The sequence below is a fragment of the Microbulbifer agarilyticus genome (genome assembly GCF_020171345.1).
Classification (GTDB): Bacteria; Pseudomonadota; Gammaproteobacteria; order Pseudomonadales; family Cellvibrionaceae; genus Microbulbifer; species Microbulbifer agarilyticus_D.
Genome location: NZ_JAIUZM010000003.1, coordinates 210300 through 226450 on the forward strand (window position 1 = coordinate 210300; position 16151 = coordinate 226450).

The following is a 16151-nucleotide window of genomic DNA, read 5'->3' on the forward strand; positions in this document are numbered from 1 at the left end:
TGGGTAATGTCCTCGAGCGCCTATAAATCCTCTGCCACCTCACCCGCATCATCCGCGCAGAATTCACCTGTCGACGGCTGTAGCCTGCGTGCTCGCGACCTGTCCTGTGAACGCGATGGTCGCGTGTTGTTCGCTGGTCTGGACTTTCTGTTACCTGCTGGGTCTGCATTGCAGGTTGAGGGGGCCAATGGGGCGGGCAAGAGCACACTGATTCGCACGCTAATTGGCAGTACCAGTGATTATCACGGCGATATTTTGTGGCGTGGTAAGGCGTTCCCCGGGGCCCTTTCAGTCATGCGCTCAGAATTGCTGTATATCGGCCACAATGCGGGCGTGCGTCGCGGCCTTTCCCCCATGGAAAACCTGGCCTGGTATGGGGCTGCTGCGGAAGATGCAATGGCAGCCCTCGATGCCGTTGGCTTGTATGGTTTTGAAGAGACACTTTGTCAGCAGCTGTCGGCAGGCCAGAATCGACGAGTCGCCCTGGCGCGCCTGTACCTGCCCGGTGCCCCGCAGCTGTGGATTCTGGATGAACCGCTCGCCGCGCTCGATGTGGCCGGGGTCGAGAGCCTCGAATCCTGTATGCGTGGTCACCTGCAACGCGGCGGCAGCGTATTGTTGACGTCCCACCAGCCGGTCAATATCCAGCCACTGGCGAAGGTGAATCTGGCGGACTTTCAGCCGCAAGAGAGTCACTTGGAGGCCGAATATGGGTTCTGAAGCGGTGGAGGTCTCCTTGTCGAAAAAAGCGCAGCCCGGCAAAGCCCGCGGTGTGGCGTTGGCTGCCTATGCGCGGGTACCGGGCTTTTACACCTTGTTCCGCACCGAATTGGTTCTCGCCGCCCGCCGCCGTTCGGATATCGTGAACCCACTGCTGTTTTTCGTCACCGTGCTGGCGATGATGCCCCTGGGTATTGGCCCCGAACCGGAAATGCTGTCGCGCATGGCACCGGGGCTTATCTGGGTAATGGCGCTGCTGGCCACGTTGTTGTCTCAGGAGTCATTGTTCCGCGGTGACTATGAAGACGGTTCACTGGAGCAGTTGGCGTTGCAGCCACAGCCTTTGTATTTCCCGGTGCTGGCCAAGGTGCTGGTGCACTGGCTGGTCACTGGGGTGCCCCTGGCCCTGTTATCACCGCTGCTCGGGATGATGTTAAACCTGGGCGCCGAGGGCTACTGGCCGCTGTTTGTATCACTCGTACTTGGCACCGCCAGTCTCAGTTTGATCGGTGCCGTGGGTGCGGCGCTGACCGTGGCTTTGCGGCGCCCCGGCCTGCTCTTGGCGTTGATCATTATGCCGTTGTATGTGCCCGTGTTAATCTTCGGCACCGGAACGGTGCAGGCAGCACTGGATGGCTATAGTTTTGGCCCGCAATTGGCGGTTCTCGGTGCGATATTGGCCGTGGCCGCGGCGCTGGCGCCCTTGGCGTCTGCGGGAGCTATCCGAATCAGTCTCGAAAACTGACCCTTCCCGAGCCGGTCGCGCACAGCCGTGACCGCATGAGAGAAGGGCGTAGGAGTAAATATTTTGTCCTGGCAATGGTTTCACAGATTGGGCTCACCCCGCTGGTTTTACCAGAAATCGAGCGCCTGGCTTCCCTGGCTTGGCGGGGCGGCGCTGTCGCTGCTTTCCGTGGGTGTTGTCTGGGGCCTGGGCTTTGCGCCAGAAGATTTCAAGCAGGGTAATAGCTACCGGATCATCTATATCCATGTGCCCGCGGCATTCCTTGCGCTGGCAGGCTACTACATCATGGCTATTTCCGGAGCTATCGGCCTGATCTGGAAGATGAAGCTGTCTTTTGTGGTGATGCGTGCTGCAGCGCCCATCGGTGCCGCTCTTACCTTTATTGCCCTGTTTACCGGTGCCGTGTGGGGCAAGCCCACCTGGGGTACCTACTGGGTGTGGGATGCCCGTATCACCTCCATGTTGATCCTCTTCTTCCTTTATCTGGGTGTCATGGCTCTATCGGGCGCCTTCAGTCGTGAACAGTCGGGCGACAAAGCCAGTGCGCTGCTCGCGTTGGTGGGCACGGTAAATATCCCGATCATTTATAAGTCCGTTGATTGGTGGTTCACGCTGCACCAGCCGGCCACTCTCAAGCTGACCGAAGCGAGCACTATCGACCCGAGCATGTTCTACCCGCTGATCACCATGATCGCCGGTTTTTATCTGTTTTATGCCTGGGTGCTTACCTTGCATACCCGCACCATGATTTTGCAGCGGGAAGGGCGCACGCAGTGGGTACGCGAACTTGTCGGGGCATCGGCTCCGGCCAAAGCCTGAAGCTTGAGCGAGGATTCGATTGATGCAATTTCAGTTTGATAGCCTGGCCAGCTTTTTCGCGATGGACGGCCATGGGCCCTATGTGTGGGCATCTTATGGGATGGTGGTGCTGGTGCTGGTTGTGTTGGCGGTTACCCCTGTTTTCCGCCAGCGTAAATTGCGCCGGGAGCTCCAGCAGCAGTTACGTCAGGAGGAGGCGCGCAGGCGTGCTGCGACGACGCGTGCCGCATCGCAGCGTGCGGCGGAAGTGGTCGAGTAATTGCGAATAGGATTTCACAAACCTGACGATTCAATTTTATAGCGATTTCGATTTTTAGTAGGAAGACCATGCATCCAGCTCGTAAACAACGTCTGATCCTTGTCGTACTTCTGGTGGCACTTTCCAGTGCTGCCATTGGGTTTGTGACTTATGCCATGCGCGCAAACATGGACTACTTTTACGCGCCCCGCGCCTTTGCCGCGGGCGAGGTGCCGTTTGAAAAACGTATTCGTGCGGGTGGTTGCGTGGTGCCAGGCAGCATTGTGCGCGACAGCGATTCACTGGATGTGCGTTTCGCGATTACCGATGGCGAGGCGGAACTGGAAGTGGTGTTCGACAAAATACTGCCGGACCTGTTTGCTGAGGGCGAGGCTGCGGTAGTCACCGGCAAGCTCCAGCAGGACGGTTACGTACGCGCGGATCAGGTACTGGCGAAGCACGACGAAACCTACACGCCGCCCGAAGTGGCAGATTCCATGGTGGGTAACGCGAGCTGTCAGGGAGATGCAAAAATATGAGTCCTGAACTCGGGCACTTTTCGTTAATTGTCGGCCTGCTGCTGTCGATTGCGCTGGCTATTGTTCCACTGCTTGGCACCTATGCTGGCCGCGTGTTGTGGATGGATACCGCGCGCCCACTGTCCTTTGGCGTGCTGGCATTTACTGCATTGTCTTATGTCTGTCTGACGGTCGCTTTTATTAACAGCGACTTTACCGTTGCCTACGTCGCGCAGAACTCGAATAGCATTCTGCCGATGATGTACAAGGTGACCGCGGTATGGGGTGGTCACGAAGGCTCCATCCTGTTGTGGCTGCTGATGATGGCTGGTTGGACCGCTGCCGTTGCCGTTTTCAGTAAACAGTTGCCGGACGTATTGGTGGCGCGGGTGTTGTCGGTACTCGGTATGTTGTTGATCGGGTTTTTCCTGTTCATTTTGATGACCTCGAATCCCTTCGATCGCATCCTGCCGTTTCCACCTAGCGATGGAAATGACTTGAATCCGCTGCTGCAGGATCCGGGCATGATTATTCACCCACCACTTCTGTATATGGGGTATGTGGGTTTTTCCGTCGCCTTTGCGTTCGCCATCGCTGCGTTGTTGGAAGGGCGTCTGGATAGCGCCTGGGCGCGCTGGGCTCGCCCCTGGACTGCCGTGGCCTGGTCGTTTTTGACTCTGGGTATCGCACTGGGAAGCTGGTGGGCCTATTACGAACTCGGCTGGGGTGGCTGGTGGTTCTGGGATCCGGTAGAGAACGCTTCCTTTATGCCCTGGCTGGTGGGTACCGCGTTGCTACATTGCCTGGCGGTAACCGAGAAGCGCGGTTTGTTCCGCAGCTGGACCATCTTGCTGTCGATCTTCGCGTTTAGCCTGAGCCTGCTCGGGACCTTCCTGGTGCGTTCCGGGGTGCTGACCTCGGTCCACGCGTTTGCCACGGACCCGTTGCGCGGCGGCTTTATTCTGGCGTTCCTGGCCATCGTGGTCGGCGCTTCACTATTGCTGTTTGCCCTGCGTGCGCCAACGGTAAGTGCGGGCAGCGTATTTTCCTTCCGTTCGCGGGAAACCTTTTTGCTGGGTAACAACATTGTGCTGATGTTGGTCATGGCCATGGTGTTGACCGGAACCCTGTACCCGCTGCTGGCTGATGCGCTCAACTGGGGCAAGATCAGTGTGGGCCCCCCGTTTTTTAACCTGTTCTTTGTGCCGCTCATGATCGTGCTGTGCATTCTGCTGGGCATGGGTATTCACGCAAACTGGAAAGACACTCAGGGCAAGAAACTCGTCAAGGCCTGGGTGATGCCGGCGCTGATCGCGGCGCTCGGTGCGCCGTTGATCGCGCTGCTGGCAGGAGATTTCCACTGGGGTGTTGTGATTGGGTTGTTTGCGGGGCTTTGGGTGATCACCGCGAGCGGTGCCGATATTCTGGCAAAGTCACGCAATGCTGACAGTCTCCTTGCGGGGTTGAAGCGTCAGCGTGCGAGCTACTACGGCATGCATCTGGGGCACATAGGCCTGGCCATTTCCGTATTGGGGGTGGCTCTCACCACGGTGTATAGCGTAGAGAAAGATCTGCGCATGTCGCCGGGCCAGAGTGCAGAAATGTCTGGCTACGAGTTTACCTTTGAGGGCGTGCGCCAGGTTCGTGGGCCAAACTACCGCGCCTCAGAGGGTGTGATTGTCGTTCGCCATGGCGGACGTCAGGTGGCGGAGTTGCACCCACAGAAGCGCAGCTATCTCTCCGGTGGCAATATCATGACCGAGGCCGCGATTGATACCGGTCTGTTCCGCGACTTGTACGTAGCGCTCGGTGATCCAATGGATAAGAACCGTCTGGGTGGCGACTGGGCTGTACGTCTCCACTACAAGGCTTTCGTTGTGTGGATTTGGCTGGGCTCGGTGCTGATGGCGCTTGGTGGTGCGATTGCCGTGGCCGACAAGCGCTATCGTAAAGTGCGTGCGGCGCGAGCGGCGAATGCCAAAACAGAAGGTAATACCGGTACTCTGGCTGGCGCCTGAGATGCCGAGTCGGCTCGCTCCTTATGCTTTTTGAGCGCGCTAATGGATAACTATGGATTGGGAAATTGATGGCGAGACTTAAGCTCTTTCTTCCGCTCATCGTATTCGCCGCGCTGGCGGTACTGTTTTGGCGAGGATTGTCCCTGAACCCGCAGGACATGCCTTCGGCGCTGGTTAACAAGCCGGTGCCTGAGTTTGCCTTGCTGGATGTTGAGTCCAACCGGGAGCTGAAAAAGTCCGACCTCCCCAGTCGCCCGTTGCTGTTGAACGTGTGGGCTACCTGGTGCGTATCCTGTCGGGTTGAGCATCCATACCTGAATCAGTTGGCAGAGCAGGGTGTGCCGATTGTCGGTATCAATTTGAAAGACGATAACGAAGCGGCACAGAAGTGGCTGGAGAAATTCCAGAACCCGTATGTGTTTTCTGTTTCGGATATTGAAGGTCGCCTGTCCCTGGATCTGGGTGTGTTCGGCGCACCGGAGACTTTCCTGGTCGATGCAGGTGGTACCATCCGCTGTAAGCACGTCGGCGTGGTCGATGACAAAGTTTGGCAGACCAAGCTGCAGCCCTTGTATCAGCGTTTACAGAATCAAGAGTGGGACGATTTTTCTGGTGAGCTATCAGACTCCTTGCTTGCCCGTTGTCGCTGAGACTGAAGAAAAGAAAAGCCGCTTTATCTGCTGGCTCGGGCCGGTAACCGATAAAGCGGCTTTTTTGTGTCAGCTCGACACGGTGCGCGCCCGATATCCGGATGCCTCCCATCACTGTACTGCGCTGGTTATTGGGAATCCGGCAAACCCTGAAATCATGCAGTTTGATGATGACGGGGAGCCGGGCGGTAGTGCCGGTCGGCCGATGATGGAGCTGTTGCTAAAGCAGGGCGTTGGCAATGTGGGGGCCATCGTTACGCGCTACTTTGGTGGTACCAAGCTCGGTGTGGGTGGGTTAATGCGGGCCTATCGCGGTTCGGTTGGTGCTGCGCTCCAGAATGCCAAGCTCGAGCCTCATGTCCCCACCATTGAAGCAAAAGTCGTTTGTGATTTTGCCGGTGAATCGCGATTGCGTTTTCTGGTGTCTCAGTATCGCGGTGAGTGTGCCGATGTTATATATGTCGATCAGGTGCAGATGGCTGTATCGCTGCCTCAGGATCAGTGGCAGGCGTTTCACGAGAAGCTTGTCGGAGAGGGGGTTTCTGTTCAGAAGGTTGGTTAGGGTGGGGGTAGTTGATGTGCTCGCTGCTTGGCGCTTTTTCTCTCTGCGTAGATTTTTCTAATATGGCGCAAACAAAAAAGGCCCACACTTTCGTGTGAGCCTTTTCTGTATATGGCGGACCGGACGGGACTCGAACCCGCGACCTCCGGCGTGACAGGCCGGCATTCTAACCAACTGAACTACCGGTCCGCATTCCTGACATTCCTTTGTCAAATCTGCCTGGCAGACCTAAAGGAAAGTGGTGGGTGGTACAGGGGTCGAACCTGTGACCTACGCCTTGTAAGGGCGCCGCTCTACCAACTGAGCTAACCACCCCGCGTCAGGAGCTGCGTATAGTAATGATATTTTTTGGGGCGTCAACGCTTTTTGAAAAATTTTTTTCAATTCAATGAGTTATGCCTCTTTGGGGGCTTTATGACCGCCGGTCTCACTGTGGTCCGGGGGCTGTTGCCATGGGTGTCTGCGGGCCAAGGCGCTGCTATAATCGGGCGAATTTCCGCCGGAGAAAATCAGTGCAGAAAAAACGAATCGACGCGTCTCTTACCAAAAAGATCGCCGCCACATTGACTCTACTGGTCACAATGGTCGCGTTCTTGCCTTCCAGCTATGCCGCCGTCGAGGTGGAGAGGCTGCCGAGCGCTGAGTTGCAGGCGCGGTATGAGGTTTTGATTGAGGAGCTGCGCTGTCCCAAGTGTCAGAACCAGAATCTGGCCGGCTCGGATTCTATGGTCGCGACCGATTTGCGCCGCGAGGTTCGTCGCCTGCTCGAGGAAGGTTACACCGACGAAGAGATTAATCAGTACATGGTGGCCCGTTATGGCGACTTTGTTCTCTATCGGCCACCGGTGCAACGCAACACCATGGTGCTGTGGGTTGCGCCGGGTGTGTTTGCCGCGCTGGGCCTCTTGTCACTTATCCTGATCGTGGCCCGGTCTCGCAATGGTCGTGGAGGCCGGCAAGAGGAGGAGGGCGCGGAATTGAGCGCGGAAGAATCCCAGCGGCTTACGCAGCTGTTGAACGGTGAGCAACAGGGTGGTGGTAAGCGTGATGATTGATTTGTGGATGATGCTGGCGTTGCTACTGCTGCCTTTGGCGTTGGTAATTGCTTGGCCGCTGGTAGGGAAGAGGCACAAAGCGCGCCGCGCAGAGGCGAATACGGATGGCCCCGAGGGTGCTTCTCAGGCAGCTCTGTACCGCGAGCACCTCGCAGAAATTGAGCAGTCTCGCGCTGATGGTGCGATCGACGAGGCGCAATATGCTTCGCTAAAGACCGAGCTTGCGCGCAAGCTGTTGGCAGAGGAGCAGGGTGGTAGCTACCAGTTGGCGCAGCGCCGAGATGGTGGCCGCGGGCTGTTGTTTGCTCTGGCCTTCGCGGTGCCCCTGGCGGCACTCGGCCTGTATTTCTATTGGGGGGCGCACGACGATGTCGCGCTGTACCGGGATATTGTGGCCAGCCAGTCCGGTGCGTCGGATATGGTGGTTGAGGCGCGTATCACTCAACAGCTGCGTAAGCGTGTTGAAAGCCATCCGGAAGACCTGAACAGCCGCTACATGTTGGCCCAGCGTCTGCTGGTGAGTAACGATATACAGGGCGCTTTGGCTCAGTACCGTTACATCGTTGCCAAGGAGCCAGAAGCGGTCAATATTCGCGCGGAACTGGCGCAGGCGCTGTTTTTTGCCAATGGCTCGAAAATCACGGCCGAAGTAATCCGCGAAGTGGAGCAGGTGTTGGCCACACAGCCAAATAACACCACGGCGTTGGGGTTGGCGGGTATTGCCGCCTTTGAGCAAAAGAATTATATGGCCGCGAAGTCTCACTGGCAGCGCGCGCTCAATCAATTGACGCCGGGTTCTAACGCAGCTCAGGCGCTAGCGGCCGGGGTGCAGCGCGCGGAAGCGGCGCTGGCCAAGGTTGGTGGCGAAGCGGTAGCGAATTCCACCGCTATAGCATCCGAATCTGCGGAAGAGAGTGCCTCTAAGGTTCAGTCGGCGGACGAAAACAGTATTGCGGTTACCGTGTCGCTGGGCGATGCGGTCAAATACAGTCCCTCCACGCCGGTATTTGTCTACGCGCGCACTGCGGAAAGCCCAATGCCGCTGGCGATTGTGCGACTCACTGCGGCGGACCTGCCGGCACGTGTGGTACTGGATGAATCGCGGGCAATGATGCCCGGTCGCAGCCTAAAAACGGTTGATCAGGTGCAGGTGGTCGCCCGTCTGGCGGTCGGTGGCAATGCACGGCCGGCGCCTGGTGACTGGCAGGGTGAGGTCAAGATGCTGGCCAGGGAAGACTGGTCGAAGCCCCTATCCATTGTGATTGATCAGCAGATTTGATGGTTTATTGATCGATACCGCACCTCCCGGTTGCACCTCTCGGTGCGACCGGTCTTCCCGTATTTTCGGCCGAAAATAGCGCTGAAACCCGGCTCATAGCCATGTACAATCGTCTGTTTGCAAAGACAAACTGGCGATTCGTGCGGACTGCTCAGTCAGACCTCTGCGAATTCCCTGTTTGAACCTACTGTTTGAACCTTTTGAAAGTACAACGAAGAGCGTCCGGCAGAGCAAAGTAGCTGTACGGTTGCCGAGTATTACCGAGTTAAAAGACCATGCGTTTGAAGTGTATTAAGTTGGCCGGATTCAAGTCGTTCGTCGACCCGACCACCGTCTACTTCCCTTCCAACCTGAGCGCCGTGGTCGGCCCAAACGGTTGTGGCAAGTCCAATACCATTGATGCGGTGCGCTGGGTAATGGGTGAGTCGTCTGCGAAGAACCTTCGTGGCGACTCCATGACCGACGTAATCTTTAACGGCTCCAGTGGCCGTAAGCCTGTAGGGCAGGCTTCCATCGAACTGGTATTTGATAACTCCGCCGGCAAACTCACCGGAGAATATGCCGCGTTTAGCGAAATTTCCGTTAAGCGTAAGGTTACCCGCGATGGTCAGAACAACTACTACCTGAACGGGGAGAAATGTCGTCGTCGCGACGTGACCGACCTGTTCCTGGGTACCGGCCTGGGCCCGCGCAGCTATGCGATTATCGAGCAGGGCATGATCTCCAAGCTGATCGAGGCCAAGCCGGAAGAGCTGCGGGTATTTATCGAAGAAGCGGCGGGTATCTCCAAGTACAAGGAGCGCCGCCGCGATACCGAAAACCGCATGCGCCGCACCAAAGAAAACCTCGAGCGCCTGACCGATATTCGCGATGAACTGGACCGCCAGCTGGCGCGTCTGGAGCGCCAGTCCGCAGCGGCCGAAAAATACAGCCGCTTCAAAGAAGAAGAACGTACTCACAAAGCCCATCTGCAGGGCCTGAAATACAAAGATCTGGACGATCAGGCAAAAGGCAAACAGCAGCAGATTGGTGAACTTGAACTGACCGTGGAAGAACTGGTCACTCGTCAGGTGGGCTTCGATACTGGTATCGAAGAGCAGCGCGTGGCGTATCACGAGTTTTCCGATGCGTTTAACGAAGTGCAGGGGCGTTTCTATTCTATCGGCGCCGACATCGCGCGCCTCGAGCAAAGTATTTCCCATGCCCGCGAGCGCAATGCCTCCTTGCAGTCTGACTTTGCCCGTACCGAGCAGGAGCACAGCGAGTCCGTGGCGCTCCTCGCGGCGGATCAGGAAAAAGCCGAAGAGTTCGATGTTGAACTGGAAGTAATTACCCCCGATTTGGAAATGGTGCAGGCCGCAGAAGAAGAATCTGCACAAACCCTATTGACCGCCGAAGACGAAATGCGCGAATGGCAGAACGCCTGGGATCAGTTTAACCAGGGCGCGTCCGGCTCCCGCCAGCGCGCGGAAGTTCAACAGTCCCGTATTCAGCATCTGGAAACCTCGGCGCAGCGCCTGCAGGACCGTATTACCAAGCTGCAGCTGGAGCGCGAGAGCCTGTCGGTCTCCGAAGATGAAATCGAACTGGAAGAGCAGAACGAAGAGCTGGCCGAGCTGGAAATGCAGCTGGAAGAGCTGCGTGAGTCCATTGCCCAGCAGGTAGAAGCGCTTTCTGACCTGCGCCGCAAGGAGACCGAGCTGTCCGCAGATCTGGACAAAGAGCGTCTGCAGTTGCAAACCAGCCGCGGTCGTCAGGCTTCCCTCGAAGCACTGCAGCAGGCCGCTATGGGGCAGGGCAAAAATGTCGCCAGCTGGCTTGAGCAGAACAACTTGCAGGGCCGCCCACGCCTGGCCGAGCAAATCAGCGCAAGTGCTGGCTGGGAGACCGCAGTAGAAACCGTCCTCGGTGCTCAGCTGCAGGCGGTGTGCGTGGATCAGATCGACTCCCTGCAACAAACCCTGTCCAGCTTTGACGGTGGTCAGGCGGTATTTGTTGACGGCCGCAGTGCACCTGCTGCGGCGAGTGGTGTCCTACCGAAACTGGCCGACGTGATCGATGGGCCTGCGTCTCTGAGCGGCCTCATTGATGGTATCTACACCGCAGAAGACCTGAACAGCGCGCTGGCGCAGCGCAATCAGCTGAAGGCGAGTGAATCCATTGTCACCCGCGACGGCCTGTGGGTTGGCCCAAACTGGCTGAAAGTCAGCCGTGGTGGCGATGCGGAATCCGGTGTGCTGGCGCGCAAGCAGGAACTGGAAAACCTGGAGGCGGAACTTGAAGCCTGTGAAGCCCGCATTGAAGGGCTTTCCGAGCAGCGCGAGCAGCAGCTCTCGAGCACTTCGCAGCTGGAATCCGCGATTGAGCAGGGGCGCAACAGCGCCGAGCAGCTGAGCCGCCGCGTTGGTGACCTGCGCAGCCAGTTGTCTGCCCAGCGCGCGCGCCAGGAACAGATGGACGAGCGTCGCCGTCGCATCGAGGCGGAAATCGCTGAAGTTAAAGAACAGAAAGAACTAGAAGCCGAATCCATTTCTGAAGCCCGTATGGTGTTGCAGGAAGCGGTCGAGGCCATGAGTGACGATACCGATCGTCGCGAAACTTTGTTGGCCAAGCGTGAAGAGTTGCGCGAGGCATTGGATGCAGCGCGTCAGCGCGCTCGAGAAGATAAAGACCGTTCCCACGAATTGGCGATGCGCGAGCAATCCGTACGTACCCAGAAAGTGTCTTTGGAACGCACGCTGCAAGTACTGCGGGAGCAGGTTGAACGCCTGCACGAGCGTCGCGAACAGCTGCAGCGCCAGATGGAAGATGCACAGGATCCATCCCAGGACTTCCAGGCCGAACTCGAAGACAAGCTCGGTCAGCGTATTGAGGTGGAGACCGAGCTTGGCGAAGCGCGCAAGAAAATGGAAGAGGTGGAATCCACCTTGCGCAACCATGAGCAGGAGCGTCACAAGGTTGAATCGGCGCTGCAGGGCGTGCGTGCGCAGCTTGAGCAGCAGCGTCTGGTCGCGCAAACCCTCGAAACACAGCGTAACGGTCTGGTCGAACAGCTTGAGGAAGCCGGGCATGAGCTCGACGCCCTGCTGGCAGAGCTACCCGAAGAGTTAACCATGGACGCGGTGCAGCAGGATATTGAACTGGTGGCAGCGCGTATTTCACGCTTGGGCCCGATTAACCTGGCGGCCATCGACGAGTACAAGCAGGAGTCCGAACGCAAGTTCTATCTGGACAGTCAGTACAATGACCTGAACGACGCGCTGGAAACCCTGGAAAACGCTATCCGTCGTATCGACAAGGAAACCCGTACCCGCTTTAAGGAGACGTTTGATCAGGTGAACAGCGGCCTGCAGGAGCTGTTCCCGAAGGTGTTTGGCGGTGGTCACGCCTATCTGGAGCTGACTGGCGACGATTTGCTCGACACCGGTATCGCCATCATGGCGCGCCCACCCGGCAAGCGGAACAGCACCATTCACCTGCTGTCCGGTGGTGAAAAAGCGCTGACGGCAATCGCCTTGGTATTTTCCATCTTCCGCCTGAACCCGGCACCATTCTGTATGCTGGATGAGGTAGACGCCCCGCTGGATGACGCCAACGTGGGGCGTTACGCACGGATGGTTAAAGAAATGTCCGAGCACGTGCAGTTCATCTACATTACCCATAACAAGATTGCCATGGAGATGGCCAACCAGCTGTTGGGTGTAACCATGCACGAGCCGGGTGTATCCCGTCTGGTGTCTGTGGATGTGGAAGAGGCAGCGGAGCTGGCGTCTGCGTGATGAAGGAAACATGTTGTTTGAGTCGGAAGATCCCGATGGACTACAACGTTTGGAATCTGAATTGCCAGATTCAGTGTCGGTCGGTTCAGGGACAAGAATGTCCTCGCACAGCGGCACAGGGAGAGGGGCAAGAAAATGGATAACTGGCTGATTAATCTTCTCGCGCTGATCATTCTCGGCGTGGTGCTTGATGGCGCTCGTCGCGCCTATCTAAAGCACAAAGACTCGGTAAAAGTTTCTCGCAACCTGTCGCGTTCCATGCGTCAGGAAATGGCGGATGACGATATTCTGTCGCCGCCGCGCAAACTAAAAGAAGAGTCGGATTGGCAGCCGCCTGTTCAGGAAGCACCCGCAGCGCCCAAAGAATCGGAGTTGGAGTACATCGATCCGGAAGAGGCAGAAAAGCGCCGCCAGATTGCTGCCGAACTTCCCGGCACTGTGCGCGTGGTCCAGCGACGTAAACCTGAGGATGCCAGTCAGGTGAATCGGCAGGTGCAGAAGAATTTCCACTCGTCGCGTAAACCCCTTGCGGGTAGCAAGCCGGAGCGAGGCGAGAGTGCAGAACCGGGTGCTACTGCGTCTGGCTCCGCTTCAGTTGCCGCGCCAGTACCGAACGTACCGCAGCAGGCATCTCTAAACCTTGAAGAGCAGGTGCCGACCCTGATGGACTCGGTGGAGCCGGTGGTTGCGTCGCGCACCGAACAGAGTAAGTCGTTTAACGAGACTGCTGAGGGTGAGCCTGCGTCTGATACCTTGTATTTCGATCCGGCAACAGATTCGGAAGATACAGCGTCTGACCCGATTGCAGCCTTGTCTGCGGATAGTGATGAGCCACAACTTCCCGAACGCCGCGAACCTTCGTTGGATGAGTCGGTGAGCCTGGAATCCTTGCAGGCGCTGCCGGAAGCTTCTCACGCAGAAGAGGACGAAAGCCCGGCGAAGAGATCCTGGGCTGCGCCGGATCTCAAACTGCCGGAATTGAAATTCCCGGACCTCAAGAAGTCCGCTTCCGTTAGCCGCGAATCTTCGGAACTCCCTACTAGCGACACTGGCAGTCGCCGGGCGGACAGCGACCGCTCGAAGCGTTCGGGCAAGCGCAGCGAAAGTGCTCGCGCCGAGCGCACGGTAGAGGAAGTGTTGATCTTAAACATCATGGCGCCTGCCGGGGACTGCTTTGAAGGCAATGACCTGCTGCGCGTGCTGCTTTCCAGCGGCCTGCGCTTTGGCGATATGAATATTTTCCACTACCACTGTGGCGAGGCCGGCGAAGGGCCAGCCCTGTTTAGCCTCGCCAATATCGTGGTGCCCGGCACCTTCGATATGTCGGATATGGAAGAATTTACCACACCGGGCGTCAGCCTGTTCCTGGCGTTGCCCGCAGAAGTGGAGGCACTGAAGGCATTCGATACTCTGCTGTCGACCGCACGCAACATCGCCGAGCAGTTGGGCGGCGAACTCAAAGATGAGAATCGCAGTGTGTTTACCGCGCAGACCGCGGAGCACTATCGTCAACGCGTCATGGAATTTCAGCGCCGCAAGGCACTGGCGCGCGCGCAGGCCTGACAGCTCCTCCGAATGACGGCGGCGGGAGCGTGAAAAACTCTTGGCTCCCGCCTGTCGCACGTGTTTCTCTCTTTAATACAACCTGTAACCGGCAAGAATTTCCCGTTTTTGCGGATAGAAAATGACTAAAGCAATTCCCCCGGAAGCCCGTCAGCGCGCGGAGCAGCTGCACGATATCCTCAATCGAGCAAACTACGAATACTACGTGCTGGACGCACCCGACTTGCCGGATGCGGAGTACGACCGTTGCCTGCGCGAGCTGCAACAGCTGGAAGAATCCCACCCGCAACTGATTACCCGTGATTCGCCGACCCAGCGCGTCGGTGCTGAGCCGCTGGCGGCCTTTACCCAGATTCGTCATGAATTGCCCATGCTGTCGCTGGACAATGCGTTTAGTGACGAAGATATGGAAGATTTCGATCGCCGTATTCGCGAGCGCCTGAACAGTGCGGAACCCGTCGAGTACGCCTGTGAGCCCAAGCTCGACGGTATTGCGGTGAGTTTGCTGTACCGCAAAGGATTACTTGAGCGCGCAGCCACCCGTGGTGACGGTACCGTTGGTGAAGATATCACCCAAAATGTGCGCACCATCTTCTCGATCCCCCTCAAATTGCTTGCGGATGATGTGCCGGACGTACTTGAGGTGCGCGGCGAAATTTATATGCCCAAGGCCGGCTTTGATGCGCTCAATGACAAGGCGCGGGCCGCCGGAGACAAACTTTTTGTGAATCCCCGCAATGCTGCCGCCGGCAGCCTGCGTCAGTTGGATTCCCGTATCACCGCGCAGCGCCCCCTTGAAATGTGCGCATACAGTGTCGGGCTGGTGGAGGGTGGTGAATTGCCCGAGCGCCACACGGATATTCTTGCGCAACTCAACCTCTGGGGTTTTCGAATTAATGCGGAAATGGCGGTAGCGGAAAGCATTCAGCAATGTATTGATTACCACCGAAAGCTCGGCGAAAAGCGCGCCGAGCTGCCCTACGATATCGATGGTATTGTATTCAAGGTAAACAGTATTCCCTTGCAAAAGCGCCTGGGTTTTGTTGCGCGTGCGCCGCGCTGGGCCACTGCCTACAAATTTCCCGCACAAGAAGAAATGACCCAGTTGTTGGATGTGGAGTTTCAAGTGGGACGCACTGGCGCGGTTACCCCGGTGGCGCGCTTGCAGCCGGTATTCGTTGGTGGCGTTACCGTTTCCAATGCCACATTACACAATCGCGATGAAATCGAGCGCCTTGGCGTGAAAATCGGCGATACGGTAATTATTCGCCGTGCGGGGGACGTGATTCCGCAGGTGGTTTCTGTGGTCGAGAGCCGTCGCCCCGAGGACGCCCGCGATATCGAATTCCCCAGCCACTGTCCTGTGTGCGATTCCCCGGTGGAGGCAACCCCCGGTGAGGCCGTGGCCCGTTGCAGCGGTGGCCTGATCTGTAGTGCGCAGCGCAAGCAGGCGATCAAGCATTTTGCCTCGCGCAAAGCTATGGATATCGATGGTCTCGGCGATAAGCTGGTGGAGCAGCTTGTCGACGAAGGGCTTTTACACTCGGTTTCCGGGCTTTATCACCTGTCTCTGGAGCCGCTGATGGGGCTGGAGCGTATGGGTGAGAAGTCCGCGCAAAATTTACTGGATGCGCTGGAGCGTAGTAAAGACACCACACTGCCCAAGTTTCTGTACGCCCTTGGCGTGCGCGAAGTGGGTGAGGCCACCGCACGAAATTTGGCCCGTCACTTTGGCGATCTGGATCACCTGATGCAGGCGGATAGCGAAGCCTTGCAGCAGGTGGAGGATGTTGGGCCTGTGGTTGCACACTATGTGGCCGAGTTTTTTGAGCAGGCACACAATCTCGAAGAGGTCGCTGCATTGCAGCAGGCGGGCGTGCGCTGGGAAGCAGAAGTCCAGGAAACCGGTAGCCAACCGCTTGCGGGGCAAACTTGGGTGCTCACGGGTAAACTCGAGACCCTGTCGCGCAGTGAAGCCAAAGACTATCTGCAACGGTTGGGTGCCAAGGTGGCCGGCAGCGTTTCCGCGAACACACATACGGTGGTTGCAGGCCCCGGAGCTGGTTCAAAATTGAACAAAGCGCAAGAATTGAACTTGCCGGTGCTCGATGAAGAAGGGCTGATGGCGAAGCTGCGGGAGTGGGGCGTCGAAATTTAATCGATCTGCTGGAAATGCGATCGGGTCGAAAATTTCACGGCATCTGA

13 protein-coding genes and 2 tRNA genes are annotated in these 16151 nt (G+C 57.5%); 13 read left to right on the forward strand and 2 right to left on the reverse strand.

Annotation, left to right across the window (positions count from 1 at the left end; translation table 11 throughout):
• Positions 1–6 precede the first annotated feature (6 nt).
• The 8 genes from ccmA (at position 7) to LCM31_RS11340 (ending at position 6270) form a co-directional block, all read left to right on the forward strand.
• Positions 7–720 (forward strand): cytochrome c biogenesis heme-transporting ATPase CcmA, encoded by a 714-nt coding sequence (gene ccmA / locus LCM31_RS11305; protein ID WP_224870168.1) that lies wholly within the window; start codon positions 7–9, stop codon positions 718–720.
• On the forward strand, positions 710–1465 hold the full coding sequence (ccmB, locus tag LCM31_RS11310) for a heme exporter protein CcmB (RefSeq protein WP_224870170.1): 756 nt from the start codon (positions 710–712) through the stop codon (positions 1463–1465). The genes ccmA and ccmB overlap by 11 nt, the downstream gene beginning before the upstream one ends.
• A 63-nt stretch (positions 1466–1528) precedes the next feature.
• Entirely contained in the window at positions 1529–2284 is a 756-nt protein-coding gene (locus LCM31_RS11315; RefSeq protein ID WP_318247446.1) for a heme ABC transporter permease, read from the forward strand.
• A 22-nt stretch (positions 2285–2306) separates the two neighbouring features.
• Positions 2307–2543, forward strand: coding sequence for a heme exporter protein CcmD (ccmD, locus tag LCM31_RS11320; RefSeq protein WP_224870174.1), 237 nt, complete (start codon positions 2307–2309; stop codon positions 2541–2543).
• 68 nt (positions 2544–2611) lie between these two features.
• Positions 2612–3061 carry a cytochrome c maturation protein CcmE gene (locus tag LCM31_RS11325; RefSeq protein ID WP_224870176.1) on the forward strand — a complete coding sequence of 150 codons (450 nt, stop codon included), beginning with the start codon at positions 2612–2614 and terminating at the stop codon, positions 3059–3061.
• Entirely contained in the window at positions 3058–5058 is a 2001-nt protein-coding gene (locus tag LCM31_RS11330) for a heme lyase CcmF/NrfE family subunit (RefSeq protein WP_224870178.1), read from the forward strand. The genes LCM31_RS11325 and LCM31_RS11330 overlap by 4 nt, the downstream gene beginning before the upstream one ends.
• Before the next feature lie 68 nt (positions 5059–5126).
• The gene (locus LCM31_RS11335) at positions 5127–5708 is read left to right on the forward strand and encodes a DsbE family thiol:disulfide interchange protein (protein WP_077402427.1); all 582 of its coding nucleotides are present in this window, start codon (positions 5127–5129) and stop codon (positions 5706–5708) included.
• On the forward strand, positions 5692–6270 hold the full coding sequence (locus tag LCM31_RS11340; RefSeq protein WP_224870180.1) for an IMPACT family protein: 579 nt from the start codon (positions 5692–5694) through the stop codon (positions 6268–6270). The genes LCM31_RS11335 and LCM31_RS11340 overlap by 17 nt, the downstream gene beginning before the upstream one ends.
• A 112-nt stretch (positions 6271–6382) precedes the next feature.
• Here LCM31_RS11340 and LCM31_RS11345 read toward each other — a convergent pair.
• Together LCM31_RS11345 and LCM31_RS11350 are read right to left on the reverse strand one after the other, a co-directional pair.
• A tRNA-Asp gene (locus LCM31_RS11345) sits at positions 6383–6459 on the reverse strand.
• Positions 6460–6509: 50 nt separating this feature from the next.
• Positions 6510–6585 (reverse strand) — tRNA-Val (locus LCM31_RS11350).
• A 197-nt stretch (positions 6586–6782) separates the two neighbouring features.
• Between LCM31_RS11350 and LCM31_RS11355 the strand changes: the two genes are divergently transcribed.
• From LCM31_RS11355 to ligA, 5 genes are all read left to right on the forward strand, one after another.
• Complete coding sequence (locus LCM31_RS11355; protein WP_224870182.1) at positions 6783–7325, forward strand: cytochrome c-type biogenesis protein; 543 nt, start codon at positions 6783–6785, stop codon at positions 7323–7325.
• Complete coding sequence (gene ccmI, locus LCM31_RS11360; RefSeq protein ID WP_224870184.1) at positions 7318–8604, forward strand: c-type cytochrome biogenesis protein CcmI; 1287 nt, start codon at positions 7318–7320, stop codon at positions 8602–8604. Before LCM31_RS11355 ends, ccmI begins: the two co-directional genes overlap by 8 nt.
• Before the next feature lie 275 nt (positions 8605–8879).
• Complete coding sequence (smc, locus tag LCM31_RS11365; protein ID WP_224870186.1) at positions 8880–12383, forward strand: chromosome segregation protein SMC; 3504 nt, start codon at positions 8880–8882, stop codon at positions 12381–12383.
• Between the two features lie 135 nt (positions 12384–12518).
• The gene (zipA, locus tag LCM31_RS11370) at positions 12519–13946 is read left to right on the forward strand and encodes a cell division protein ZipA (RefSeq protein WP_224870188.1); all 1428 of its coding nucleotides are present in this window, start codon (positions 12519–12521) and stop codon (positions 13944–13946) included.
• Between the two features lie 121 nt (positions 13947–14067).
• Entirely contained in the window at positions 14068–16104 is a 2037-nt protein-coding gene (gene ligA, locus LCM31_RS11375) for an NAD-dependent DNA ligase LigA (protein WP_224870190.1), read from the forward strand.
• The last annotated feature ends 47 nt before the right edge of the window (positions 16105–16151 follow it).